We start from the raw sequence: 23,742 nt of genomic DNA, 5'->3' as shown, positions 1-23,742 counted from the left end.
AACGTTGCTGGACGCTGCTGGAGGGCAGGGCATGACGATCCGCGTACTGATAGCCGACGACCAGGTGATGGTCCGTCAGGGATTCACGGTGCTGCTCAACGCGGAGCCGGACATCGAGGTGGTGGGGCAGGCGGTCAACGGCCTGGAAGCGGTGGCGCTCGCGGCCGAACTCGCCCCCGACGTCGTCCTGATGGACATCCGGATGCCGGAACTGGACGGCATCGATGCGACGCGGCGGGTGCGGGGCGAGGGCGCAGGTGAGGGACCCGGCGACGGAACCGGCGACGGACCCGGTGACGGAACCGGGGCAGCCCGGGTCCGGGGGGTGCGGGTGCTGGTGCTCACCACCTTCGATCTCGACGAGTACGTGTACGAGGCGCTGCGCGCGGGGGCATCGGGGTTTCTCCTGAAGGACGCGTCCGCCGACGAACTCGCCCACGCCGTACGGGTGGTGGCGTCCGGGGAGGCGCTGCTCGCCCCGAACATCACGCGGCGCCTGATCGAGGAGTTCTCCCGGCTGGCCCCGGCGCCCCGGGATCTCCCGGGGGCCAGGGTGGACGCCCTGACGGAGCGCGAGACGCAGGTGCTGTCCCTGATCGCGCAGGGCCTGTCCAACGCGGAGATCGCGGGGCGGCTGGTGCTGGCGGAGCAGACGGTGAAGACGCATGTCAGCCGGGTGCTGATGAAACTGGGTCTGCGGGACCGCACGCAGGCCGCGGTCTTCGCCTACGAACGGGGCGTGGTGCGCCCCGGCTCCCCGTGACACCTGCCCCCGCGCGGGGTCAGCCTCGGCGGCGGCGCAGGAGGAGGACGCCTCCTCCCAGGACGCTCGCCGTGGACACCGCCGCCAGCGCCTGCGGAGCCACCGCGGGGCCGGCCGGGGCGGCCTGCCTGGCCTGGGTGGACGGGGCGGCCGTGGCCGGGTCGCCGCCGTGGCCGTGGTGGCTGACCGTGGAGCGCGACGCCCCTGCGGCGATCTTCTGCTCGGTGGGCGCGGCGGCCGAGCTCCCGGCCCCGTACACCACGTCCGAGCAGCTGTAGAACGCCTCCGGGCTGTCGTCCCGCTGCCACACCTTGTAGATGATGTGGCGCCCGGTGCGGGCCGGGAGCGTGCCGGTGAAGTTGTAGTAGCCGTCCGTCGCCGTGCGCGACGTCCGGTACACCGCGACGGGCGTGTCGTCCAGGTCGGACCACTTCAGCGGCTTCGTCGGGTCGAAGCCCTCCTTGGTGATGTAGAGCGTCATCGTGCCCGAATGGGCGGCCGTCACACGGAACTTGAAGGGGAAGGAGCCCGCCGCGACACCGGTGGAGGGCCAGTCGGTGCGGGCCCAGTCCAGCGCCCGGTACTTGTCGCGGTTCGCCGAGCACAGTTTGCCGTCCGGGATGATCTGACGGGACTGGCCGTTGGCGTTGGCGATGTTCACCTCGTTCCAGTCGTACAGGGGCTGGGTGCCGGAGTCGGCGACCAGGTCCTTGCACACCTGCGACACCGGGTGCTCGGGGCCCTCGGCATAACAGGCGGCGATGCGGCTGACGGGGTTGAACATGGTGCCGTGCGCGGACGCGGGGGTGGGCGCCAGGGCGAAGAGGGACAGGGAGGTCGCCCCGAGGACACCCAGGGACGCTGCGGTACGCCGAGCGGACATACGAGTGCTCCTTGATCGTGGGGAGGCGGGACGAGCCGGACCGGCACGCCGGGCGGGGCGCGCCAACTCGCCCCGTGGTGGCGGCACTTGAGAGCGTGGCATTGGTCTGGACCAGCCCGCAAGAGGTCTACGCCAACCTGTCGCACAAGTCCGTCGACCCGTCCCACGTCCTACGGGACCATCGGTCGGTCGCCCGCCGGGCGGGTCCACCAGATCCCCTCGCCGTGCGTGAGTCCGGGCAGCCACCGCTCGACGCCAGCGGCCCCGCGTGCCGCGACCGTGCCCCGCAGCAGCCACCCCTCCGCCGTGGCCACGGTCTCCTCGACGGCCGCGCCCATCGCCGTGAGCCGGCCGCAGACGGCGGCGAGCGTGGGGCCCGGGGCCTCCAACTCGTAGGCGAGACAGGGCTCGTAGAGCCGCGTCCCGGCGGACCGCAGGGCCCGGTCCAGCACGATCCGGGTCAGCGCGCGGAAATCGCCCGCCGTACTGAACACGCTGGAGAACCCCGAGCGTACGAGCGTGACCACGCAGTCCGAGACCGCCCATCCCCGGGGCCCGGCGCGCAGCCCGTCGTGCACGCTCTCCTCCACCGCCTGGTACGGGGTTCCCGGGTGCGGGGGAGGGGGTGCGCGTACCCGGAGGGCCGGGGCCCTGGTGTTCCCCGGGGGAACGGGGTCCCCGCGTGCGGGTCAGGGGGGTGCGTACCCGGAGGGTTCGCTCACCTGGGTGGACAGTAGAGTGCGGGCCGTCCCCATGGGCCCGGCCGGGTCCCCGCGCACACCCCGAGGTACGCACACCGTGAACCCCGCTCGCACGCCCTCCCGCCCCGACGTCACCGTCGTCGGGATCGGGGCCGACGGGTGGGGCGGGCTCGGGAGCCGGGGGCGCGAGGTGTTGCTGGCGGCCGACGTCGTCGTGGGCGGAGCCCGGCAGCTCGCTCTGCTGCCCGAGGAGTGCCGCGGGGAGAGGATCGCCTGGCCGACGCCGCTCAAGCCTGCCGTCCCGGGGATCATCGAAGCCCACCGGGGCCGCCGGCTGGCCGTGCTGGCCAGCGGGGACCCCATGTTCTACGGGATCGGGCGCACCCTTACCGACGTACTCGGCGCCCCGCCCCGCGTGCTGCCGCACCCCTCGTCGCTCTCCTACGCCTGCGCCCGGCTCGGCTGGCCCGTCGAGGAGACCGAGGCCGTCACGCTGGTGGGGCGCCCGGCCGCCCGGCTCGCGGCCGCGCTGCACGACGGGCGCAGGATCCTCGTCCTGAGCGCCGACGCCCGCACCCCGGCCGACGTCGCCGCGCTGCTGCGCGACCGCGGGTTCGGGCCCAGCCGGATGCGGGTGCTCGAACAGCTGGGGTCACCGCGCGAGCGGGTCGTGGAGGGGAGCGCCGAGTCGTGGGACGCCGCGCCAGGTGACGCCCTGAACGTCGTCGCCGTCGAGTGCCGCCGCGCCCCCGACGCCCTGCGGCTCGGCGCCGTACCGGGGCTGCCCGACGACGCGTACGAACACGACGGCCAGCTCACCAAGCGGCACGTACGCGCCGCCACCCTCGGCGCGCTCGCGCCCGCGCCCGGCGAGACCCTGTGGGACATCGGGGGCGGGTCCGGCTCGATCGCGGTGGAGTGGATGCGTACGCACCCGTCCTGCCGGGCCGTCACCGTGGAGCGGGATCCGGTGCGGGCCGAGCGCATCGGCCGCAACGCGGACCGGCTCGGCGTGCCCGCGCTGCGCGTCGTCGCCGGCGCCGCGCCCGACGCGCTGGCCCAACTCCCCGCGCCGGACGCCGTGTTCATCGGCGGGGGGCTCACCGCGCCCGGGCTGCTCGACGCGTGCTGGCAGGCGCTCGCGCCCGGCGGACGCCTGGTCGCCAACACCGTCACGCTGGAGTCCGAGGCGCTGCTCGCCACCTGGTACCGGCGTTACGGTGGCGAACTCGTCCGGCTCGCGGTCGCGCACGCCGTGCCGGTCGGCGGCTTCACGGGATGGCGCCAGGCCATGCCGGTCACCCAGTGGGCCGTCGTCAAACCCGGACCTTCCGCACCCTCCGGACCCTCCGCACCACTCGACACCCCTTCTGGAGCAGCCACATGACCGTGTACTTCATCGGCGCGGGGCCCGGCGCCGCCGACCTGATCACGGTGCGTGGCGCCCGTACGCTCGCCTCCTGCCAGGTGTGTCTGTACGCGGGCAGCCTCGTGCCGCGCGAACTCCTCGCCGAGTGCCCCGAGGGCGCCCGGCTGGTGGACACCGCGCGGCTCAACCTCGATGAGATCGTGGGGGAGTTGACGCGGGCGCACGAGGCCGGGCTCGATGTGGCCCGGCTGCACTCCGGTGACCCCTCGGTGTTCAGCGCCGTCGCCGAGCAGATGCGGCGGCTGGACGCGGCGGGGGTGCCGTACGAGATGGTGCCGGGGGTGCCGGCCTTCGCGGCGGCCGCCGCCGCGCTCAAGCGGGAGCTGACGGTGCCCACGGTCGGCCAGACCGTCATCCTGACCCGGATCGCACAGCGGGCCACGGCCATGCCGGAGGGAGAGGACCTGGCGACGCTCGGGCGGAGCGGGGCGCTGCTCGTCCTGCACCTGGCGGCGGGGTATGTCGACCGGGTCGTGGAGGAGCTGCTGCCGCACTACGGCGCCGACTGCCCCACGGCGGTGGTCGCCTTCGCGTCCCGCCCCGACGAGCTGGTCCTGCGCGGGACGCTGGGGGACATCGCGGAGCGGGTGAAGGGGGCGGGGGTGGTGCGGACGGCGGTGATTCTGGTGGGGCGGGTGCTGGGGGCGTCATCGTTCCGGGACAGCCACCTGTACTCAGCCGAACGCTGCCGAGACTAGCCCCGGCCCCGCTCGCGGACCGTGCTGGTCTGGTCGCGCAGTTCCCCGCGCCCCTGGTGGGGTTGGTGCTGGCCCACCCGGCATACCTCAGCCGGTCCGGCGTTTGAGGACGAGCGCCCTTAAGGCGCGAACGGGGTTTGGGGCGGAGCCCCAAGGCGTCGGCTTTCGGGTGCGGGCCGTGGGTGGCTGGTCGCGCAGTTCCCCGCGCCCCTGGCGGGGTTGGTGCTGGCCCGCATGAGGATGCGTATCCCCGGCCCGGGCTGCCCCTGGCGGGGTTGGTGCTGGCCCGCATCGGGATGCGTGTCCTCGGCCCGGCCGCCCCGGCGGGGTTGGTGTCGGCCCGCGCCGTAGGGGTTAACGGGGCGTGCTGCGGCCTACTACCGTGCCGGCGCGGTCGACGCACAGGACGTCCACCGCCACCGGCGCACCCCGTAGAACACTCAGCGCCTCGTCCCGGGCCCGCGCCGCGACCACGTCGCCGAGGGGGACGCCGGCCGCCGCGCACAGCTGGAGCGCGGCCAGACCCGTGTTGGCCACGGCCACCTCCGCCGCCAGCGCCTCGCTCGCGCCGCCCTCCCGGGCCAGCGCCGCGAGGAAGGACTTGTCCACCTGGGACCGGCCGGAGTGCAGGTCGAGGTGGCCCGCCGCCAGCTTGGACAGTTTGGCGAAGCCGCCGCAGATGGTGAGCCGGTCCACCGGGTGACGGCGTACGTACTTGAGGACCGCGCCCGCGAAATCGCCCATGTCCAGCAGCGCTTCCTCGGGCAGCCCGTACTCCGCCACCACCGTCCGCTCCGACGTGGAGCCCGTGCAGCCGGCCACATGCGTACGGCCCGCCGCGCGCGCCACGTCCACCCCGCGCCGGATCGAGTCGATCCACGCCGAGCACGAGTACGGCACCACGATGCCGGTCGTGCCCAGGATGGACAGGCCGCCCAGGATGCCCAGGCGCGGGTTCCACGTGGAGCGGGCGATCTCGGCGCCGTGGTCGACGGAGATGGTGATCTCCACGTCGGCCGTGGTCCCGTGCCGCCGCGCCACCAGCGTCACGTGGTCCGTCATCATGCGGCGCGGCACCGGGTTGATCGCGGGTTCGCCGACCGCGAGCGGAAGCCCGGGCCGGGTGATCGTGCCCACCCCGTCACCGGCCCGGAACACCACCCCGGAGCCGGGCGGAAGCAGCCGTACCGTCGAGCGGATCAGCGCGCCGTGCGTCACGTCCGGGTCGTCGCCCGCGTCCTTGACCACCGCCGCCATCGCCTGCCCCGCCCCCAGCTCCTCGGCGGCCAGCGCGAACGCGGGCGTCTGCCCGCGCGGCAGCGTGATGGTCACCGGATCGGGGAAGTCGCCGGCCAGGAGCGCGGTGTACGCCGCCGTCGTGGCCGCCGTCGCGCAGGCACCGGTCGTCCAGCCGGGGCGCAGACCGGTGTGCTTGAGTTGGGCACCGCGTCCGCCCTTGGGCTCGCTCATGCTCCCCGCCTGACCCGTGCTCGACGGCCTGCCTGCCTCATGACCTTCGGCCTCACTCACGAACGGAACCGGATCCTGTGCACATCTTGATTCTGGGGGGTACCGGCGAGGCCCGTCGCATCGCGGGCCTGCTGGGCGCCGGCGCGGCCGACGGCCCGCGGGTGACCAGCTCGCTCGCGGGCCGGGTCGCCGCACCCAGGCTGCCGCCGGGCGAGGTCCGCGTCGGCGGGTTCGGCGGCGCCGACGGGCTCGCCGCGTGGCTGCGTACGCACGAGGTGGACGCGCTCATCGACGCCACTCACCCCTTCGCCCGGACGATCAGTTTCAACGCGGCGGCCGCCGCCGCGCGGGCCCATGTTCCCCTGCTCGCGCTGCGCCGCCCCGGCTGGGTCCCCGGCGAGGGCGACCGCTGGCACGCGGCGGACTCCCTGGACCAGGCCGCGGCGCTGCTGCCTGGACTCGGCCGCCGGGTCTTTTTGACCACCGGCCGCATGGGCCTCGCCGCCTTCGCCCCGCTCGACGCCCTGTGGTTCCTGATGCGCTCGGTGGACGCCCCCGAGCCGCCCTTCCCGGCCCGGATGGAGGTGCTGCTCGACCGGGGGCCCTTCACCCTCGAAGGGGAGCGGGAGCTGCTGCGCGCCCACCGCGTCGACGTGCTCGTCACCAAGGACAGCGGGGGCGCGGCGACCGCCCCGAAGCTGACCGCCGCCCGCGAGGCGGGCATTCCCGTCGTCGTGGTGCGGCGCCCGCCCGTGCCGGATGGGGTGGCCGTGGCGGCCACCCCCGAGGAGGCGGCCGCCTGGGTGGCCGGTCTCACCGTCCGGTCCCGCCCGGGTCAGTCCTCCGGATAGCGCCTCGGCGTCCAGACGATCTCCTCGCCGTCGCCGCGCCGTACGGTACGGGTCTGCGAGGAGCCGATCAGCAGGATCGTGCGCATGTCGACCTCGGCCGGCTCCAGATCGGCAAGGCGCACGATCCGGACCCGCTCGCCCGGCCCGCCCACGTCGCGGGCCACCACGACCGGGGTGTCCGGCGCCCGGTGCTCTAGGAGCAGTTCGCGCGCCTTGGCCACCTGCCATGTACGGCTCGCGGAACCGGGGTTGTAGAGCGCGAGGACGAGATCGGCCGACGCCGCCGCGTGCAGGCGCTCGGCGATGACCTCCCACGGCTTGAGCCGGTCGGACAGCGAGATCGTCGCGTAGTCGTGGCCGAGCGGGGCGCCCGCGCGGGCAGCTGCCGCGTTGGCGGCGGTCACCCCCGGCAGGACCCGCACGGCAACGTCCGCGTACCGCGGCTGCGAAGCCACCTCGAGGACGGCGGTGGCCATCGCGAAGATGCCCGGGTCCCCGCCCGAGACCACGGCGACCCGCCTGCCCCGCATGGCCAGTTGGAGTGCGAACTCGGCGCGCTCGGACTCCACCTTGTTGTCCGAGCCGTGCCTGCGCTGCCCGGGGCGCTCCGGCACCCGGTCCACGTACGTGGTGTAGCCCACGATGTCGTCGGCGGCGGCGAGCGCGCCCCGCGACTCCGGCGTCAGCCACAGCGGCCCGGCGGGACCGGTGCCCACCACCACGACCTCGCCGCGCTCCCGCTCGACGGGCGCGGCGTCGATACGGCTCGGCAGCACCGCCACCGAGAAGTACGGCACCGAATCGGCCTCGATGTCGGCGAGTTGACCCGTGCGCTCACCCGGCATGGTGGCGCGCTCCACATACCGCGCCTCATCGAGGCGCCCCGAACGCTCCAGCGCCCGGCGCACCTTGGTGAACGTACGCCCCAGCTTCATCACCACCGCCGAGTCCGTGGCGGCCAGGCGCGCGGTCAGCTCCTCCTCCGGCAGTGTGCCGGGCAGGATCGTCAGGACCTCCTCGGCCTCCACCAGCGGCTCACCGAGCCGGGCGGCGGCCGCGCTCACCGAGGTCACCCCGGGGATCACCTCGGTGGGGTAGCGGTGGGCGAGCCGCTTGTGCATGTGCTGGTAGGAGCCGTAGAACAGCGGGTCGCCCTCGGCGAGCACGGCGACCGTGCGGCCCGCGTCGAGGTGCGCGGCGAGCCGGGCGGAGGCCTCCTCGTAGAAGTCGTTGAGCGCGCCCCGGTAGCCGCCGGGGTGGTCGGTGGTCTCCACCGTCAGCGGATAGACCAGCTTCTCCTCGATGTGGTCGGCGCGGATGTGCTTCGCCGCGATCGAGCGCGCTATCGAGCGGCCGTGGCGCGCCGAGTGGTACGCCACCACGTCCGCCTCCGCGATCGCCTCCACCGCGCGCACCGTCATCAGGGACGGATCGCCCGGGCCGAGCCCGACGCCGTAGAGCCGGCCCGCCGTGCTGCTGTTCTCGTTCATTCCGCCTCGCTCGCGATCGCGTTGAGCGCGGCCGCCGCGATCGCGCTGCCACCGCGCCGGCCCCGTACCACCAGGTGTTCAAGGCCCGAAGGGTGCGCGGCGAGCGCGTCCTTGGACTCGGCGGCGCCTATGAACCCGACCGGTACGCCGATGACGGCCGCCGGACGCGGCGCGCCCTGCTCGATCATTTCGAGCAGCCGGAAAAGGGCGGTGGGCGCGTTGCCGACGGCCACCACGGCGCCGTCCATGCGGTCGCGCCACAGTTCGAGCGCGGCGGCGCTGCGGGTGGTGCCGAGTTCGGCGGCGAGGGCCGGTACGGACGGATCGTTCAGGGTGCAGATCACCTCGTTGTCGGCGGGCAGCCGCTTGCGGGTCACCCCGCTGGCGACCATCCGCGCGTCGCACAGGATCGGCGCGCCCGCGCGCAGCGCCTCGCGGGCCCGGGCCACGACGGCCGGCGTGTAGCCGAGGTCGCGGGTCAGGTCCGTCATGCCACAGGCGTGGATCATGCGGACCGCGACCTGGCTCACGTCGGCGGGCAGCCCGGCGAGGTCCGCCTCGGCGCGGATCGTGGCAAAGGACTGGCGGTAGATCTCCGCGCCGTCCTTCTCGTAGTCGAACACTGTGCTCTCGCTCATCTCGTGGTTGTCCCTGTCCCTGTCCCGTACGCCTGAACCCGGCCGCCCCGCGCGCGGGCCACCGCGTCCGCCAACTCGCGCTCGTCCAGCGGCAGTTGCTGTTCCTGTGCGTCTGGTGCGTCTGGTACGCCTCGTACGCCCCGTACCGTCACCGTGTAGTGGCCTTCGGCGGTGGCCGTCACGTCCACCCAGTCGCCGTGCGGGTGGCCGCAGCGCCGCTCGCACCCCGACCAGTGGACGGGCAGACCGCCCGTGCCCGGCAGGGCGTCGCGGCGCACGTCGGCCAGCGCCTTGGCGCACCCGGGGCGGCCGGTGCACGCGCCGACCCCGGCCCATGGGGCGTCGGGGCGGGTGGTGAATCCGGCGTCGTCGAGTTCGCGCAGCCGCGCGCGGGCGCCGGGCCCGTCGAAGCCGGGGACGACGAATCCGCGCCACGGGGTGATCCGGACCTCGCCGCCGGGGCCCGGGAGCGCCCGGAGCCGCGCGGCGGAGACCCGGCCCAGCGCGGGGGCCACGACCAGGGCGTAGGTGCCGTCGGGGCCGGCGACGATGCCGGGGGTGGGGGCGGTCTGCTGGCCGTCCGGTACGGGGGCCGGGGTGGCCGGGATGCCCGCGCGGGCCAGGGCGGACGCGAGGTCGACGGCGTGGTCCGGGGGCAGGTCGCGCACCCGCCAGGCACCGGTGCCCGCGGCCGCCTCCAGGAACGCGCGGGCGGCTTCCAGGGCGGCGCGCGGGGCGTCGGACGCGGCCACCCGCAGGGCGCTCGCCCCGACCCGGACGACGACGGTCTCCCGCTCCTGTGCGAGCAACGTCACATCGGCGCCGAGGCCCGCGACGTCGCCGCGGCCGTCGTCGAGGGCGAACAGGAAGCGGCCGGAGAGGGCGGTCGTCCAGTCCTGGGCGCACAGGAGGGCGTCGAGGGCGCGCAGGCGGGCGGTGGCGTGGGCGCCGTCGTGGCCCCGCCCGTCCAGGCCGGCCAGCGGCGACGCGACGATGTTGCGCACGCGCTCGTGGGTCTCGGAGGGCATCAGGCCGGTGTGGCGCAGGAGTTCGGCCAGTGCGGTGGCGTGGGGGGCCGCGATGCCGCGCAGCTCGGCGTTGCCCCGGGAGGTGAGGGTGAGGTGGCCGTCCGCGTACCGCTCGGCGGCGGTGGCCAGGGCGTGTACCTGACGGATCGTCAATATGCCGCCCGGCAGGCGGAGTCGGGCGAGGTTGCCGTCGTCGGCCTGGTGCAGTCGCAGGGCGCCGGGGCAGGCGTCGCCGCGGTCCCGTACGACGGGGTCGCGGGGGGCTGCTCCCGGGGCGTCCCCTATGGGGGTTTCGCCCTGGTTGTGGGGTGTTGCGGAGGGGCGCGGCATGGCGGCGAGCATACCCAGGTCGCATCCGCGGGGGCCGCCCCGCCGGGTGGGTACGGGGCGCGCTACCGGCGTCCGCGCCGGGCCCGGGCCGGATCGGCGCATGCGGGCCGGCACCAACCCCGCCAGCGGCGCGGGGAACTGCGGCGCCCAGCCACCCACGGCCCGCAGCCGGGACCCCTGGGGCTCCGCCCCAGACCCCGTCCGCGCCTGAAGGGCGCTTGTCCTCAATCGCCGGACGGGCTGAGGTTGCCCGCACGGGCCAGCATGAGCCTTGCTCCGGGGCAGCCCCCACGGGCCGGCACCAACCCCGCCAAGGGGCGCGGGGAACTGCGCGAGAAGCGACCACGGCCCGCAGCCGGGGCCCATGGGGCTCCGCCCGAGACCCCGTCCGCGCCTGAAGGGCGCTTGTCCTCAATCGCCGGACAGGCTGAGGTTGCCTGCACAGGCCAGCATGAGCCCTGCTCCGGGGTAGCCCCCACGGGCCGGCACCAACCCCGCCAAGGGGCGCGGGGAACTGCGCGAGAAGCGACCACGGCCCGCAGCCGGGACCCATGGGGCTCCGCCCCAGACCCCATTCGCGCTGAAGGCGCTTGTCCTCAATCGCCGGACGGGCTGAGGGTGCCCGCGCGGGCCAGCACCAACCCCGCCAAGGGGCGCGGGGAACTGCGCACAACCTGGCCACGCCCCGAAGGCGGGCCCTCGGTGGGCCGGGGCCGAGGGGGGACCCGGGTGGGTCGCTACTATGCAGGCGGCAGGCCACCCGGCCCGCCGGCGTCGCCGGACACGGCGACAGGGGAGGAAGCCCGGTGAGATTCCGGCGCGGTCCCGCCACTGTGAGCCCGGACCCGAGCCCCGCTCGACCGGGTGAGTCAGGAACTCCCCCTCCCCGGGCAGGGGAGACCATCCGACACCACCCGGGGCGCGGACACCCCGAGGAAGGCCTGACGCCGCATGCTGCACTCGCCCGGGGAGCCCACGGAGGACCCCCGCCCCATCCTGCTCCTGTCGACGTCCGACACCGACCTCCTCAGCGCCCGCGCCGCGAACGGCCCGGTGCCGTACCGGTTCGCGAACCCGTCCCGGCTCGCGCTCGACGCCCTGCCCGAGCTGATCGACGGCGTCGGCCTCGTCGTCGTACGACTGCTCGGCGGCGTACGCGCCTGGCAGGACGGCCTGGACCAGCTCACCGCGAGCGGCCTCCCGGTCGTCGTCCTGACCGGCGAACAGGCCCCGGACGCCCAGCTGATGGCCGCCTCCACCGTCCCCGTCGGCATCGCCGCCGAGGCGCACGCCTACCTCGCGCACGGCGGCCCCGCCAACCTCGACCAGCTCGCCCGGTTCCTGTCCGACACCGTGCTGCTCACCGGCCACGGCTTCGAGCCGCCCGCGCCCGCCCCGTCCTGGGGCCCGCTGGAGCGTACGGCCAGGGCCACCGACGGCCCCACCGTCGCCGTGCTCTACTACCGCGCCCACCACATGAGCGGCAACACCGCCTTCGTGGACGCCCTGTGCGGCGCGATCGAGGACGCCGGTGCCCGCCCGCTCCCGCTGTACGTGTCCTCGCTGCGCGACCCCGAGCCCGCGCTCATCGACGAACTGCGCGCCGCTGACGCCATCGTGACCACCGTCCTGGCCGCCGGCGGCACCAAGCCCGCCACCGCCTCGGCCGGCGGCGACGACGAGTCCTGGGACGCGGGTGCGCTCAGCGGCCTTGACGTGCCGATCCTCCAGGCGCTCTGCCTCACCGGCTCCCGCAGCGCCTGGGAGGACAACGACGAAGGCGTCTCCCCGCTCGACGCGGCAAGCCAGATCGCCGTGCCCGAGTTCGACGGCCGCCTCATCACCGTGCCGTTCTCCTTCAAGGAGATCGACGAGGACGGACTGCCCGCGTACGTGGCCGACGCCGAGCGGGCCGCCCGCGTCGCCGGCATCGCCGTGCGCCACGCCCGCCTCAAGCACATCCCGGCCGCCGACAAGCGCATCGCGCTCGTCCTGTCCGCCTACCCCACCAAGCACTCCCGCATCGGCAACGCCGTCGGCCTCGACACCCCCGCCAGCGCCGTCGCGCTCCTGCGCCGGCTGCGCGCCGAGGGGTACGACTTCGGGCCCGAGGAGGAGATCCCGGGCCTGGTCTCCGGCGACGGCGACGAACTGATCCGCGCCCTCATCGACGCGGGCGGCCACGACCAGGACTGGCTCACCGAGGAGCAGCTGGCCGCCAACCCGGTGCGCATCCCGGCCGCCGACTACAAGCGCTGGTACGCAACGCTCTCCGAGGAGCTGCGCGAGAACGTCGAGCGGCACTGGGGCCCGCCGCCCGGCGAGATGTTCCTCGACCGCTCCCGCGTGGGCAACGGCGGCGACCCCCAGGGCGACATCGTGCTCGCCGCCCTGCGCCGCGACAACCTGCTGATCCTCATCCAGCCCCCGCGCGGCTTCGGCGAGAACCCGATCGCGATCTACCACGACCCCGATCTGCCGCCCAGCCACCACTACTTGGCCGCCTACCGCTGGATCGCGGCCCCGGCCGCCGACGGCGGATTCGGCGCCGACGCGATGATCCACCTGGGCAAGCACGGCAACCTGGAGTGGCTGCCCGGCAAGAACGCGGGCCTGTCCGCCGCCTGCGGCCCCGACGCCGCGCTCGGCGACCTCCCGCTGATCTACCCGTTCCTGGTCAACGACCCGGGCGAGGGCACCCAGGCCAAGCGCCGCGTGCACGCCACCCTCGTCGACCACCTCGTGCCGCCGATGGCCCGCGCCGACTCCTACGGCGACATCGCGCGCCTGGAACAACTCCTGGACGAGCACGCCCAGATCGCCGCCATGGACCCGGCCAAGCTCCCCGCGATCCGCGCCCAGATCTGGACGCTCATCCAGGCCGCCAAGCTCGACCACGACCTCGGGCTCGAAGACCGCCCCGAGGACGAGGGCTTCGACGAGTTCATCATGCATCTCGACGGCTGGCTCTGCGAGATCAAGGACGTCCAGATCCGCGACGGCCTGCACGTCCTCGGCAACGCACCGGCCGGCGCCGACCGCGTCAACCTCGTCCTCGCCATCCTGCGCGCCCGCCAGATCTGGGGCGGCACCACCGCCCTGCCCGGCCTGCGCGAAGCCCTCGGCCTCGACGAGTCCGCCGCCACCCGCACCAGCGCCGACGAGGCCGAGGAACAGGCCCGCGCCCTGGTGCAGTTGATGGACGACGCCGACTGGGACCTCGCGGCGATCCCCGCCGAGCAGCCCCAACAGGTCCGCGCGATCCTGGAGTTCGCCGCCCGCGAGGTCGTGCCGCGCCTGGCCGCCACCACCGCCGAACTCGACCACACCGTCCACGCCCTGACCGGCGGCTTCGTCCCGGCGGGCCCCTCGGGCTCCCCGCTGCGCGGCCTGGTCAACGTCCTGCCGACCGGCCGCAACTTCTACTCCGTCGACCCCAAGGCCGTCCCCTCCCGGCTCGCCTGGGAGACCGGCCAGGCACTCGCCGAATCCCTCGCCAACCGCTACCGCGCCGACAACGGCGAGTGGCCGACCTCCGTCGGGCTCTCCCTGTGGGGTACGAGCGCGATGCGCACGGCCGGCGACGACGTGGCCGAGGCGATGGCGCTGCTCGGCGTGCGCCCGGTCTGGGACGACGCCTCGCGCCGCGTCACCGGCCTCGAACCCATCCCGCTCGACGAGCTGGGCCGCCCCCGCATCGACGTCACCCTGCGCATCTCGGGCTTCTTCCGCGACGCCTTCCCGCACACCATCGGTCTGCTGGACGACGCGGTCCGCCTCGCGGCCTCCCTGGACGAGGGCGCCGACGTCAACCACGTACGCGCCCACACCCAGGCCGACCTCGCCGAGCACGGCGACGAACGCCGCGCCACCACCCGTATCTTCGGCTCACGCCCCGGCACCTACGGCGCGGGCCTGCTCCAGCTCATCGACTCCCGCGACTGGCGCACCGACGCCGACCTCGCCGAGGTCTACACGGTGTGGGGCGGCTACGCCTACGGCCGCGAACTCGACGGGCGTCCGGCCCGGGAGGAGATGGAGACGGCGTACAAGCGGATCGCGGTCGCGGCGAAGAACACCGACACCCGCGAGCACGACATCGCCGACTCCGACGACTACTTCCAGTACCACGGCGGCATGGTCGCCACCGTCCGCGCCCTGCGCGGCACCGCCCCCGAGGCCTACATCGGCGACTCGACCCGGCCCGAGACCGTCAAGACCCGCACCCTGGTCGAGGAGACCTCGCGCGTCTTCCGCGCCCGCGTGGTCAACCCCAAGTGGATCGAGGCGATGCGCCGCCACGGCTACAAGGGCGCCTTCGAACTCGCCGCCACCGTGGACTACTTGTTCGGCTACGACGCCACCACCGGCGTCGTAGCCGACTGGATGTACGACAAGTTGACCGAGACGTACGTCCTGGACCCGGCCAACCGCGCATTCCTCCAGAACGCCAACCCGTGGGCCCTGCACGGCATCGCGGAACGCCTTCTGGAGGCCGAGTCGCGCGGCATGTGGGCCAAGCCCGACCCGGCGGTCCTCGAAGCGCTGCGCCAGGTCTACCTGGAGACCGAGGGCGACCTGGAGGACGAGGGCTGAGCCCGGCGACGCACGAGGGGCGGGCCCGGGTCGCACGACCCGGGCCCGCCCCCGTTCACCCAGCGCCGCTCCCTGCTAACTCCGGCTGCCGAAGTCCTGCGTCCACCAGGGGCCGCCCGACCCGTAGTGCACGCCTATCCCGATCTCCTTGAAGCCGCAGTTGAGGATGTTGGCGCGGTGGCCGGGGCTGTGCATCCAGGAGTCCATGACGGCGGCCGCGTCGGCCTGGCCGCGCGCGATGTTCTCACCGTACGAGCTCCACTGGTAACCGGCGGCCGTGATCCGCTCGCCGGGGCCCGCGCCGCTCGGGTCGGTGTGGTCGAAGAAGTTCTGCGCGGCCATGTTCTCGGAGTGCTTGAGCGCCGCGTCGTACAGCTGGGGATTGCTGGTGAGCGCCGGGCAACCCGCCTTGCTCCGCTCGGAGTTGACCAGGTCGAGCACCTGCTGCACGGCGGCGGGCGTGTTCGGGCCGGCGGCGCTCGGAGCCGCGCGCTTCGTGCTCGGCGCGGGCTTCGGCGGCGAGGGGCGCGCAGACGGTCTGGCGGCCGGCGCGGAGTGCTGGGAGGGGCGCGGCGAGGGCGAAGTGCTCGGCTTCTGCGGCGAGTTGGATGCGGACGGCGACGGCGCCACGGGCTGGGCGCTGATGCCGTCGGCCGCCGCGTCGGTGGTGACGACGGGGGCGTCGGCGACGGCGTGGGAGGCGTCGCCGCCGGAGTCCGTGAGGAAGTGGTACGCCCCGCCGGCCGCGGTGACCAGGGCGAGGGCCGCGATGGCGGTGGCGGTCCTGCGCCGGCGCCGGGCCCGCCGGTCGCGGCGGTCGCGCCGGGACGCGGGGGCCCGTCGCTTACCGGCCGCGTGCGCGCCATGGGCGGCGCGGGGAGCCTGCGCCGAGGCCTGGGTGGCGGCGCTCGGGGTGGCTTGGGTGGTGGCGTTGGCGACGGTGTCCAGGCCGGGACCGTGACCGAGCGACGCGCCGGCCAGAGCGGCCGTGGCCGCCGCCACCGGGACGAGGGCGAGCCCCACGAGCAGGCCCTCGGCGGGTATGAGCCCGCTCCAGTGCCCCGAGCAGACCGCGCAGGTCCGCGCGTGCCGGGCTATGCGCTTGCGCCACAGGGCGGACGGCACACCGTCCCAGGACTGCGTCAGCCCGTTCAGCTCGCCGCAGCGCTCGGTCCCCGCGAGGGCGCGCACCACGACCCGGGCGGTCTCCAGCTGGCCCTTCATGCGCTGCACGCGCACGGCGGCGTGCTCGGCGGACAGCTCCAGCGCGGCCGCGACCTCGCCCCGTGTGAGCACACCGGCCGCCTCAAGCCACCACAGCGAGAGCAGCGCCCTGTCGTCGGGCTCAAGCCAGCGAGTGGCCTCGGTGACCTCCTTGCGCTGCCCCGAGAGGCCGAGCCGGGCGATGGTGAGGTCCACGAAGTCGGCGCCGGGGTCGGCGACGTCGTAGGCGTCCTGGAGCCCGCCGTCCACGGGCGTACGCCGGTGGCCGTGCCAGTACCGGCGGACCTCGTTCATGGTGACGGCGACCAGCCAGGACCTGAACGCCTCGGGGTCGCGCAGCGAGCCCAGCCCGTCGAGCATCCGCAGCAGGCTCTCCTGCACGACGTCGTCGACATCGGCGTGGCCGCCGAGCGCCCGGCCGACGATGTTGTAGACGAGCGGCAGATACCCCGAGACGAGCTCGTCCCGCGCCCGCTGGTCCCCGGCACGGGCCGCGACGACCACCGCGGCTTCCTGTTCACTGATCACGCCTCGTCCACTCTCCCGGAGCACCGAACCCATCTGACCCGACGTAGAGGAGACACCCCGGCGGTGTCCGGATAACAGAAAACAGCGAACGTTTCCGCTCCACCACCGAACACATTCCGACCAGAGCGGTCCCGCGCAGCCTAACCACGCGCGCCCGGGGCGAGCCCCGCGCCCGCCGGGGCGAACGCGGCCCGGTAGGCGCGTGGGCTCGTGGCCAGGCGGGCGGCGAAGTGCTGGCGCATGGTGATCTCACTGCCGAAGCCCGCACGGCGGGCCACCTCCGGCATGGGCAGGTCGGTGCGCTCCAGGAGTTTCTGCGCCCTCGCGACGCGCTGGTCGAGCAGCCACCGCAGGGGCGTCGTCCCGGTGGTCGCCGTGAAGTGCCGGGCGAAGGAGCGCGGTGACATCCGGGCGCGCTCCGCGAGGGCGGCCACGGTCAACGGTTCGTGGAGGTGGTGGAGCGCATACGCGCGTACGTCGGCCAGGGCGTCCATGTCCCGGTCCGTGCGCGGGACGGGATGTTCGATGAACTGCGCCTGGCCTCCCGTTCGAAACGGCGCGGTGACCATCGACCGGGCGATCGTCGCGGCGGTCTCGGCACCGTGCGCGGTCCGTACGAGGTGCAGGCACAGATCGATGCCCGCGGCCGTGCCGGCGGAGGTCCAGATGTTGCCGTCCTCGACGAACAGCGCGTTCCGTTCGACGCGTACCCGTGGATGCCGGGTCCGGAGCAGGTCGGCGAGGTCCCAGTGGGTCAGGGCGCGGCGGTCGTCGAGCAGCCCGGCCTGGGCCAGCGTGAGCGCACCACCGCACAGCGCCGCGATCGTGGTGCCGCGGGCATGGGCGCGGCGGAGGGCCGCGAGTACGGGCGCGGGTGCGGGGGTCGTGTGGTCGTCCAGACCCGGGACGAGGATCAGACCGGCACGGTCCAGCCAGGCCAGGGTGCGGTCGGGGGTGAGGGCGAGGCCGCCGCGCATCGGCACGGGCGCCGGATCGGCGGCGACGCGGCGCAGTTCGAAGGCGGGCACGCCCCGGGCGGTGCGATCCGCGCCCCACACCTCGGTGATCACGGAGACGTCGAAGGCCCGGATGCCGGGAAAGGCCAGCAGGGCGACCCGGTGGCCGGCGCCAGAGGGAGGCATCGTGTCCGTCACGCTGGCAGTAAACCATCGATCGCTGACTTCTGTACCTCTGGGGCGAGGTGGTCCGCACCGCCAGCATGGGGTCATGACCAGCGATATGCGCAGCAACCACGAGAACGCACCGAGCGAGGGGAGCCCCCGGGCCCCCGAGCGGACCGACCTCGCGCCGAACGCGGCACTGGTCGTCGTCGACGTGCAGCGGGGCTTCGAGGAGGAGGAGTTCTGGGGGCCGCGTGACAACCCGGCCGCCGACGAGAACATCGCCGCGCTGATCGACGCCTGGCAGGAGACGGGCCGGCCGGTCGTCTTCGTGCGGCACGACTCGTCGCGACCGGGCTCGCCGTTGCGGCCCGGATACGGAGGCAATGACTTCAAGGAGTACGTGCGCAGGCGGCGGGGGCAGGGCACGGGTCCGGAGCTGCTGGTGACCAAGACCGTGAACTCGGCGTTCTACGGGACGCCGGACCTTGGCGCCTGGTTCGATGAGGCCGGGATCCGCCAGATCGTGGTGATCGGGATCCAGACCAACATGTGTGTCGAGACCACGGCCCGGATGGGCGGCAACCTCGGCTACGAGGTGCTGGTCCCCCTCGACGCGACCCACACCTTCGACCTGAGCGGCCCCTTCGGCTGGCACCGGTCCGCCGCCGAACTCGCCCGGGCCACCGCGGTGACCCTGCACGGCGGCGGGTTCGCGCGTGTCGTGACGACGGCGGGGCTTCTCGCGGTGTGCCGATAGGGGACCGGCTTGGGCGCGGGGGCGCCCTACACCCCGGCGACGTGTGCGGCACGCAACCGGGGGAAACGCCGTGCGCCGACGGGCCCGGTGTATCGTGCGCACCACCTTTCTCATGGAATGTGCTGCTTTGTGCGATGACTTGAGAGCCCCCACACCTCCCGGGATCGGGCGCCGCGCCCTCCTCGCCGGCCTCCCCGCGGCCTTCGCGTTGAGCGGGTGCGACATGCGTCCGGCGCGGCGTGAGCGGGAGCACGGGAGCGGTCACGGTGCCGTCCCCGAGCCGGTGCGCCAAGGCGGTGTGGCGGGACAGCGGCAGCCGAGTGTCCTCTTCCTCTCCTACGACCTGCACGCGAACACCCGGGGCGCGCCGGGCCGGGACGCGGTGCGACGGCTGCTGGCGCGGTGGAGCGAACTGATCGCCGGACGGGCGCGGGGGACGACGGTGACCGTCGGGATCGGGCCCACCCTGCCGCCGAGGCTCGGTATCGGCGCGCCCGACGCGCTGCGGGAGCTGCCCGCCTTTCCCGGGGAGCGCCCGGAACCCGGGGCGGGCGGCGGGGAGATCGGCGTCCAGATCTGCGGGCCCGGCCCCCGGGCGTGCGAGGCGCTGGCCGGGATGCTCGCGGGCGCCGGAGCCGGGGTGCTGCGTCCGCGCTGGCGCCAGGCCGGGTTCCTCGCGTCCGGGCGGCCCGGGGCGCGGACGGCGTTCCTCGCGCCACCGGAGGCCGGCGGAACGCCCCGCGACCTCTTCGGCTTCAAGAACGGCACGGCCAACCCCGGGCCGCAGGAGTGCGAGCATTGGGTGTGGCTGCCCGGGCCCGGCCCCTACGCGGACGGCACGTTCCTCGTGGTGCGCCGCATCCGCCTGCGGGTGGAGGAGTTCGGGCGGCTCCCGGTCGCCCGGCAGGAGCAGATCATCGGCCGCCGCAAACAGGGGGGAGAGCCCCTTGCGGGCGGCTCCGAGCACGACGCGGGCGACCTCGACGCCCGCGCGCCGGACGGCGGTTACCTCCTGCCGGCCGACGCCCACCTGCGCCTGGCGGACCCCCGCCTCGACGGCGGCGCCCGCATGCTGCGGCGGGGCTACTCCTACGAGAACAACGCGGCCGACCGGGGAACGCTCTTCCTCGCCTACATGAGGGACCCCCTGCTCTTCGTGCGGGCACGGCAGCGAATGGCGTCCGGCGACGCGCTCAACGCCTACACCCAGCCCTACGGCTCCGCGCTGTTCTACGTCCTCCCCGGCTCGCGCCCGGACCGGCCGCTGGGCAGCACGGTCCTGTGACACCGGGGCGCGCTCCGGTCCCTCACGCCGGGCCCGGGAAGTGGCAGGCCGCCTCGCGTCCCTCCCCCGGCACGGTGGTCCGCAGCACCGGGGCCTCGGTGCGGCAGATGGCGCGGGCGCGGGCGCAGCGGGGGTGGAAGGAGCAGCCGGGTGGTGGCGCGGCGGGGCTCGGGGGGTCGCCGAGCAGGGTGATCCGCTCGCGGGCCCGTTCGGCCGCCGGGTCGGGCAGCGGCACCGCGGACAGCAGGGCCTGGGTGTAGGGGTGGGCGGGGTCGGCGTAGACGCTTTCCTTGTCGCCGATCTCCACGACCCGCCCCAGGTACATCACCGCGACCCGGTCGCAGACCCGTTTGACCACGGACAGGTCGTGCGCGATGAAGAGGTAGGCCAGGCCGAGTTCCTTCTGGAGGCGTTCCATCAGGTTGACGATCTGGGCCTGTACGGAGACGTCGAGCGCGGAGACGGGTTCGTCCGCGACGATCAGGGCGGGGTCGAGCGCGAGGGCGCGGGCGATGCCGATGCGCTGGGCCTGGCCGCCGGAGAATTCGTGCGGATAGCGGTCGATGTGTTCGGGGATGAGGCCGACGAGTTCCATCAGTTCGGCCGCCCGCGCGCGTGCGACGCCGGGCGGGGTGCCGTGCGCGAGCAGGGGGTCGGAGATGATCCGGGCCACCGTCTGGCGGGGGTTGAGCGAGGAGTGGGGGTCCTGGAAGACCATTTGGAGGTCCTTGCGCATCGGCCGCAGCCGGCGCCGGTTCAGACGGCTGATGTCGCGCCCCTCGTACGCGATCGTCCCCGAGGTCGGCTCCAGGAGCCGCACGATCATGCGGCCGGTGGTGGACTTGCCGCAGCCGGACTCGCCGACCAGGCCAAGCGTCTCGCCCCGCGCGACGTCGAAGCTGACGCCGTCCACGGCCCGCACGGGCGCCGAGCGGGCTCCTCGGCCCGGAAAGTGCATCCTCAAGTCCCGTACGGACAACAGGGGTTGGGCGGTCTCGACGCTCATGACGCTATGCCTTCGTATGCGGGGAGGTGGCAGGCGGCCGTGTGCCCGGGCGGCCCTTCGAGCAGGGGCCGCTCGCTCGCGCACCGCGCGCGCGGCTCCTCGCTCGCGGCGGCGGCGCGCGGGCAGCGGGGCGCGAACGCGCAGCCGGGTGCGGGGTCGAGCAGGGAGGGCGGGCTGCCCGGGATGGCGCGCAGGGGCTCCTCGTCGCTGTCGTCGAGCCGGGGCAGCGAGTCGAGCAGACCCCGGGTGTAGGGGTGGACGGGGCGCGCGAACAGGTCGTCCACGGGCGCCTGTTCGGCCGCCCGGCCGCCGTACATCACCAGGACGTCGTGGGCGACGCGGGCCACCACCCCCAGATCGTGGGTGATCATCACGACGGCCAGTCCGTGCTCCTGCTGGATGCGGGCGATCAGTTCGAGGATCTGGGCCTGCACGGTGACGTCGAGCGCGGTGGTCGGCTCGTCGGCGATGAGCACTTCGGGCTCGCAGGCGAGCGCCATCGCGATCATGGCGCGCTGGCGCATGCCGCCGGAGAACTGGTGCGGGTACTCCCCGGCCCGCCGCGCGGGCTCGGGGATGCCGACCTCGGCCAGCATCTCCACCGCGCGTCTACGGGCCTGCCCGCGCCCGGAGTTGAAGTGGACGCGGTGGTGCTCGGCGATCTGCTCGCCGATCGTGTAGTAGGGGTGGAGGCTGGAGAGCGGGTCCTGGAAGATCATCGCGATGCGCCGGCCGCGCACCTGGTTGAGGGCGCGTTCGGGCAGCCCCACCAGTTCGCGCCCGTCCAGCGTGATGGAGCCGGTGACCTCGGCGCCGGTGTGCAGGCCGAGGACGGCCATGGACGTGACGGACTTGCCGGAGCCCGATTCGCCGACGATGCCGAGGGTGCGGCCCCGGTGGACGTCGAAGGAGAGGGCGTCGACGGCCCGTACCGGCCCGCGCGGCGTGGCGAAGGCGACGCTCAAGTCCCGTACCGACAACAGGGGTTGAGGCTCGCTGGTCTGGGTCATCAGAGCCTCACTCGCGGGTCGACGACGGCGTACAGGAGGTCGACGGCCAGGTTGGCGACGACGATGAAGGCGGCGGCGAGCAGTGTCACGCCGAGGATGACGGGCTGGTCACCGGTGGACAGCGCGCCGTAGAAGAGCCGTCCGATGCCGGGCAGGCCGAAGATCGACTCGGTGATGACGGCGCCGGCGAGCAGCGCGCCCAGGTCCATCCCGAACAGGGTGAGGATCGGGGTCATGGCGGAGCGCAGGCCGTGTTTGACGACGACGGTGCGGCGCGGCAGGCCCTTGGCGCGGGCCGTGCGGATGTAGGGCTCCGCCATCGTCTCGATCATCGAACTGCGGCTCTGGCGCGCGTACATGGCGGCGTACATGACGGCGAGCGCGATCCAGGGGAGCAGCAGGTTGGACGCCCAGTGCAGGGGGTCGGAGGTGAGGGAGACGTACTGCGGATAGGGCAGCAGTCCCGCGATCCTGATCAGTCCGTAGATCAGCATCACCGAGGTGAAGTACACCGGCAGCGAGGCGGCGGCGACCGCGCCGACCATCAGGGCCCGGTCGGTCAGGGAGTCCTTGCGCAGGGCCGCGACGACGCCGGCGCTCAGCCCGAGCGCCAGCCACAGCACGGCCGCGCCGAGCGCGAGGGAGGCGGAGACGGGCAGGCGGTCCATGAGCAGCGACCAGACGGACTCGCTGTTCTCGTAGGAGTAGCCCAGGCACGGGAAGTCGCAGTGCAGGGCGTACTGGCCGGTGCCCATGGTGCGGCCGGTGAAGATCCCCGAGGCGAAGTCCCAGAACTGGCGCCACAGCGGCTCATCCAGGCCCATGTGGACGCGGATCGCGGCCAGGCGTTCGGCGCTGCACGACTTGCCGCAGGCGGCGGCCGCCGGGTCGGAGGGCAGGACGTAGAAGATGGTGAAGGTGACGGCGGCGATCGCGATGAGCACACCGATGACGCCGAGGATCCTGCGGGCCAGATAGCGGCTCATGTGCGGCTCCCCCTCGGGTCGAGGACGTCGCGCAGCGCGTCGCCGAGCAGGGTGAAGGCGAGCACGGTCAGGAAGAGGCAGGCGCTCGGGATGACGAAGTACATCGGGTCGGTGTCGTAGAAGGACACGCTCTCGGCGATCATCTGGCCCCACGACGGGGTGGGCGGGCGCACGCCGACGCCGAGGTAGCTGAGCGCGGCCTCGGTGGCGATCATGCCGGGGACGATGAGCGTGGTGTACGCGATGACGGGCCCGGCCACCCCGGGCAGGATGTCGCGGGTCAGGATGCGCCAGGGTCCCGAGCCGCCGACCCGGGCGGCGTCCACGTACTCGCGGTGTTTGAGCGAGAGGGTCTGGCCGCGCACCACGCGGGCGATGCCGGGCCAGCCGAACAGGCCGATGACGGCGGTCATCAGCAGGACGCGGTTGACGTCCTTGGCCACCGACATCATCGCGATCATGAAGATGAGGGAGGGGAAGGACATCGTGAGGTCCATCAGGCGGGAGAGGACCGTGTCGGTGCGGCCGCCGAAGTATCCGGCCGCGATCCCCGCCGCCGTGCCGGTCACCACGACGATCGCGGTGGCGGTCAGGGCGATGAACAGCGAGACCTGGGCGCCGTGCACGACGCGGGCGAACAGGTCGCGCCCGGTGATGGGTTCCACGCCGAGCCAGTGTTCGGCGGAGATGCCGCCGAGCGGCCCGAGCGGCTGGCCGCCGAGGTAGGGGTCGATGGCGCTCTTGTCGAAGGCGTCCGGCGACCAGCCGCCGAGCGCGCCGAGCAGGGGTGCGCCGGCCGCCATGACGAGGAACAGCACGACGACGGCGAGGGAGATCTTCACGGAGGTACGGCGGCGCAGCTCGGCCCGGGCCAGCTGCCACGGGCCCCGGCCCGCCACGGGCGCCGACGGCGGCGCCGCGCTCTTCACCAGAGTGGTCATGGTC

19 protein-coding genes and 1 riboswitch are annotated in these 23,742 nt (G+C 74.1%); of the genes, 7 read left to right on the top strand and 12 right to left on the bottom strand.

What is annotated here, in order from left to right:
* Positions 1-31 precede the first annotated feature (31 nt).
* A complete protein-coding gene (locus ACFYM2_RS02230; RefSeq protein ID WP_388832649.1) occupies positions 32-763 on the top strand; it encodes a response regulator in 732 nt (243 codons plus the stop codon).
* 19 nt (positions 764-782) lie between these two features.
* Here the strand turns inward: ACFYM2_RS02230 and ACFYM2_RS02225 are convergent, their stop codons facing one another.
* Complete coding sequence (locus ACFYM2_RS02225; protein ID WP_388832646.1) at positions 783-1,646, bottom strand: lytic polysaccharide monooxygenase; 864 nt, start codon at positions 1,644-1,646, stop codon at positions 783-785.
* Positions 1,647-1,816: 170 nt separating this feature from the next.
* Complete coding sequence (locus tag ACFYM2_RS02220; RefSeq protein WP_388832643.1) at positions 1,817-2,236, bottom strand: hypothetical protein; 420 nt, start codon at positions 2,234-2,236, stop codon at positions 1,817-1,819.
* Positions 2,237-2,399: 163 nt separating this feature from the next.
* Between ACFYM2_RS02220 and cbiE the strand changes: the two genes are divergently transcribed.
* Positions 2,400-3,734 carry a precorrin-6y C5,15-methyltransferase (decarboxylating) subunit CbiE gene (cbiE, locus tag ACFYM2_RS02215; RefSeq protein WP_388833081.1) on the top strand — a complete coding sequence of 445 codons (1,335 nt, stop codon included), beginning with the start codon at positions 2,400-2,402 and terminating at the stop codon, positions 3,732-3,734.
* Positions 3,731-4,474 carry a precorrin-4 C(11)-methyltransferase gene (gene cobM / locus ACFYM2_RS02210; protein ID WP_358999734.1) on the top strand — a complete coding sequence of 248 codons (744 nt, stop codon included), beginning with the start codon at positions 3,731-3,733 and terminating at the stop codon, positions 4,472-4,474. Before cbiE ends, cobM begins: the two co-directional genes overlap by 4 nt.
* 354 nt (positions 4,475-4,828) lie before the next feature.
* Here cobM and ACFYM2_RS02205 read toward each other — a convergent pair whose 3' ends face one another.
* Positions 4,829-5,944 carry a cobalt-precorrin-5B (C(1))-methyltransferase gene (locus tag ACFYM2_RS02205; RefSeq protein WP_388832640.1) on the bottom strand — a complete coding sequence of 372 codons (1,116 nt, stop codon included), beginning with the start codon at positions 5,942-5,944 and terminating at the stop codon, positions 4,829-4,831.
* 77 nt (positions 5,945-6,021) lie between these two features.
* Here ACFYM2_RS02205 and ACFYM2_RS02200 point away from each other — a divergent pair, with 77 nt between their 5' ends.
* On the top strand, positions 6,022-6,795 hold the full coding sequence (locus tag ACFYM2_RS02200) for a cobalt-precorrin-6A reductase (RefSeq protein WP_388832637.1): 774 nt from the start codon (positions 6,022-6,024) through the stop codon (positions 6,793-6,795).
* Here ACFYM2_RS02200 and ACFYM2_RS02195 read toward each other — a convergent pair.
* The 3 genes from ACFYM2_RS02195 to ACFYM2_RS02185 are packed head-to-tail and all read right to left on the bottom strand — an operon-like array spanning position 6,780 to position 10,293.
* Complete coding sequence (locus ACFYM2_RS02195) at positions 6,780-8,285, bottom strand: precorrin-2 C(20)-methyltransferase (RefSeq protein WP_388832634.1); 1,506 nt, start codon at positions 8,283-8,285, stop codon at positions 6,780-6,782. The two genes, ACFYM2_RS02200 and ACFYM2_RS02195, sit on opposite strands and share 16 nt — an antisense overlap.
* The gene (locus ACFYM2_RS02190) at positions 8,282-8,923 is read right to left on the bottom strand and encodes a precorrin-8X methylmutase (RefSeq protein ID WP_350231308.1); all 642 of its coding nucleotides are present in this window, start codon (positions 8,921-8,923) and stop codon (positions 8,282-8,284) included. The genes ACFYM2_RS02195 and ACFYM2_RS02190 overlap by 4 nt, the downstream gene beginning before the upstream one ends.
* On the bottom strand, positions 8,920-10,293 hold the full coding sequence (locus ACFYM2_RS02185) for a cobalamin biosynthesis protein CobG (RefSeq protein WP_388832632.1): 1,374 nt from the start codon (positions 10,291-10,293) through the stop codon (positions 8,920-8,922). Before ACFYM2_RS02185 ends, ACFYM2_RS02190 begins: the two co-directional genes overlap by 4 nt.
* 783 nt (positions 10,294-11,076) lie before the next feature.
* Positions 11,077-11,160: riboswitch (cobalamin riboswitch) on the top strand.
* A gap of 72 nt (positions 11,161-11,232) precedes the next feature.
* On the opposite strand from ACFYM2_RS02185, the gene cobN reads away from it, so the two are divergent.
* Positions 11,233-14,877 carry a cobaltochelatase subunit CobN gene (gene cobN, locus ACFYM2_RS02180; RefSeq protein ID WP_388832629.1) on the top strand — a complete coding sequence of 1,215 codons (3,645 nt, stop codon included), beginning with the start codon at positions 11,233-11,235 and terminating at the stop codon, positions 14,875-14,877.
* 75 nt (positions 14,878-14,952) lie between these two features.
* Here cobN and ACFYM2_RS02175 read toward each other — a convergent pair whose 3' ends face one another.
* Both ACFYM2_RS02175 and ACFYM2_RS02170 read right to left on the bottom strand, forming a co-directional pair.
* The gene (locus ACFYM2_RS02175) at positions 14,953-16,629 is read right to left on the bottom strand and encodes a sigma-70 family RNA polymerase sigma factor (RefSeq protein ID WP_388832626.1); all 1,677 of its coding nucleotides are present in this window, start codon (positions 16,627-16,629) and stop codon (positions 14,953-14,955) included.
* Between the two features lie 140 nt (positions 16,630-16,769).
* Complete coding sequence (locus ACFYM2_RS02170) at positions 16,770-17,771, bottom strand: GlxA family transcriptional regulator (RefSeq protein ID WP_388458481.1); 1,002 nt, start codon at positions 17,769-17,771, stop codon at positions 16,770-16,772.
* A 97-nt stretch (positions 17,772-17,868) separates the two neighbouring features.
* On the opposite strand from ACFYM2_RS02170, the gene ACFYM2_RS02165 reads away from it, so the two are divergent.
* Positions 17,869-18,510: a cysteine hydrolase family protein gene (locus ACFYM2_RS02165; protein WP_388833078.1), complete on the top strand. Its 642-nt coding sequence runs from the start codon at positions 17,869-17,871 to the stop codon at positions 18,508-18,510.
* Between the two features lie 298 nt (positions 18,511-18,808).
* Entirely contained in the window at positions 18,809-19,795 is a 987-nt protein-coding gene (locus ACFYM2_RS02160) for a Dyp-type peroxidase (protein WP_388832623.1), read from the top strand.
* 22 nt (positions 19,796-19,817) lie between these two features.
* Here ACFYM2_RS02160 and ACFYM2_RS02155 read toward each other — a convergent pair whose 3' ends face one another.
* The 4 genes from ACFYM2_RS02155 to ACFYM2_RS02140 are packed head-to-tail and all read right to left on the bottom strand — an operon-like array spanning position 19,818 to position 23,738.
* Positions 19,818-20,801, bottom strand: a complete 984-nt coding sequence (locus ACFYM2_RS02155; protein ID WP_388832620.1) for an ABC transporter ATP-binding protein — start codon at positions 20,799-20,801, stop codon at positions 19,818-19,820.
* The gene (locus ACFYM2_RS02150; RefSeq protein ID WP_388458284.1) at positions 20,798-21,811 is read right to left on the bottom strand and encodes an ABC transporter ATP-binding protein; all 1,014 of its coding nucleotides are present in this window, start codon (positions 21,809-21,811) and stop codon (positions 20,798-20,800) included. Before ACFYM2_RS02150 ends, ACFYM2_RS02155 begins: the two co-directional genes overlap by 4 nt.
* Positions 21,811-22,797, bottom strand: coding sequence for an ABC transporter permease (locus ACFYM2_RS02145; RefSeq protein ID WP_388832617.1), 987 nt, complete (start codon positions 22,795-22,797; stop codon positions 21,811-21,813). Before ACFYM2_RS02145 ends, ACFYM2_RS02150 begins: the two co-directional genes overlap by 1 nt.
* The gene (locus ACFYM2_RS02140) at positions 22,794-23,738 is read right to left on the bottom strand and encodes an ABC transporter permease (RefSeq protein WP_388832614.1); all 945 of its coding nucleotides are present in this window, start codon (positions 23,736-23,738) and stop codon (positions 22,794-22,796) included. The genes ACFYM2_RS02145 and ACFYM2_RS02140 overlap by 4 nt, the downstream gene beginning before the upstream one ends.
* Positions 23,739-23,742: the final 4 nt, after the last annotated feature.

It is taken from the genome of Streptomyces sp. NPDC006711 (assembly GCF_042869775.1).
Classification (GTDB): Bacteria; Actinomycetota; Actinomycetes; order Streptomycetales; family Streptomycetaceae; genus Streptomyces.
This window is presented reverse-complemented; position numbering and strand designations above follow the sequence as displayed.

Coding starts and splice junctions, on each gene's coding strand:
- ACFYM2_RS02185 (WP_388832632.1), bottom strand. CDS start 10,293: ATGCTCGCCGCCATGCCGCGCCCCTCCGCAACACCCCACAACCAGGGC.
- ACFYM2_RS02155 (WP_388832620.1), bottom strand. CDS start 20,801: ATGAGCGTCGAGACCGCCCAACCCCTGTTGTCCGTACGGGACTTGAGG.
- ACFYM2_RS02150 (WP_388458284.1), bottom strand. CDS start 21,811: ATGACCCAGACCAGCGAGCCTCAACCCCTGTTGTCGGTACGGGACTTG.
- ACFYM2_RS02205 (WP_388832640.1), bottom strand. CDS start 5,944: ATGAGCGAGCCCAAGGGCGGACGCGGTGCCCAACTCAAGCACACCGGT.
- ACFYM2_RS02190 (WP_350231308.1), bottom strand. CDS start 8,923: ATGAGCGAGAGCACAGTGTTCGACTACGAGAAGGACGGCGCGGAGATC.
- ACFYM2_RS02145 (WP_388832617.1), bottom strand. CDS start 22,797: ATGAGCCGCTATCTGGCCCGCAGGATCCTCGGCGTCATCGGTGTGCTC.
- ACFYM2_RS02225 (WP_388832646.1), bottom strand. CDS start 1,646: ATGTCCGCTCGGCGTACCGCAGCGTCCCTGGGTGTCCTCGGGGCGACC.
- ACFYM2_RS02230 (WP_388832649.1), top strand. CDS start 32: ATGACGATCCGCGTACTGATAGCCGACGACCAGGTGATGGTCCGTCAG.
- ACFYM2_RS02140 (WP_388832614.1), bottom strand. CDS start 23,738: ATGACCACTCTGGTGAAGAGCGCGGCGCCGCCGTCGGCGCCCGTGGCG.
- ACFYM2_RS02195 (WP_388832634.1), bottom strand. CDS start 8,285: ATGAACGAGAACAGCAGCACGGCGGGCCGGCTCTACGGCGTCGGGCTC.
- ACFYM2_RS02170 (WP_388458481.1), bottom strand. CDS start 17,771: ATGCCTCCCTCTGGCGCCGGCCACCGGGTCGCCCTGCTGGCCTTTCCC.
- cobN (WP_388832629.1), top strand. CDS start 11,233: ATGCTGCACTCGCCCGGGGAGCCCACGGAGGACCCCCGCCCCATCCTG.
- cobM (WP_358999734.1), top strand. CDS start 3,731: ATGACCGTGTACTTCATCGGCGCGGGGCCCGGCGCCGCCGACCTGATC.
- cbiE (WP_388833081.1), top strand. CDS start 2,400: ATGGGCCCGGCCGGGTCCCCGCGCACACCCCGAGGTACGCACACCGTG.
- ACFYM2_RS02165 (WP_388833078.1), top strand. CDS start 17,869: ATGCGCAGCAACCACGAGAACGCACCGAGCGAGGGGAGCCCCCGGGCC.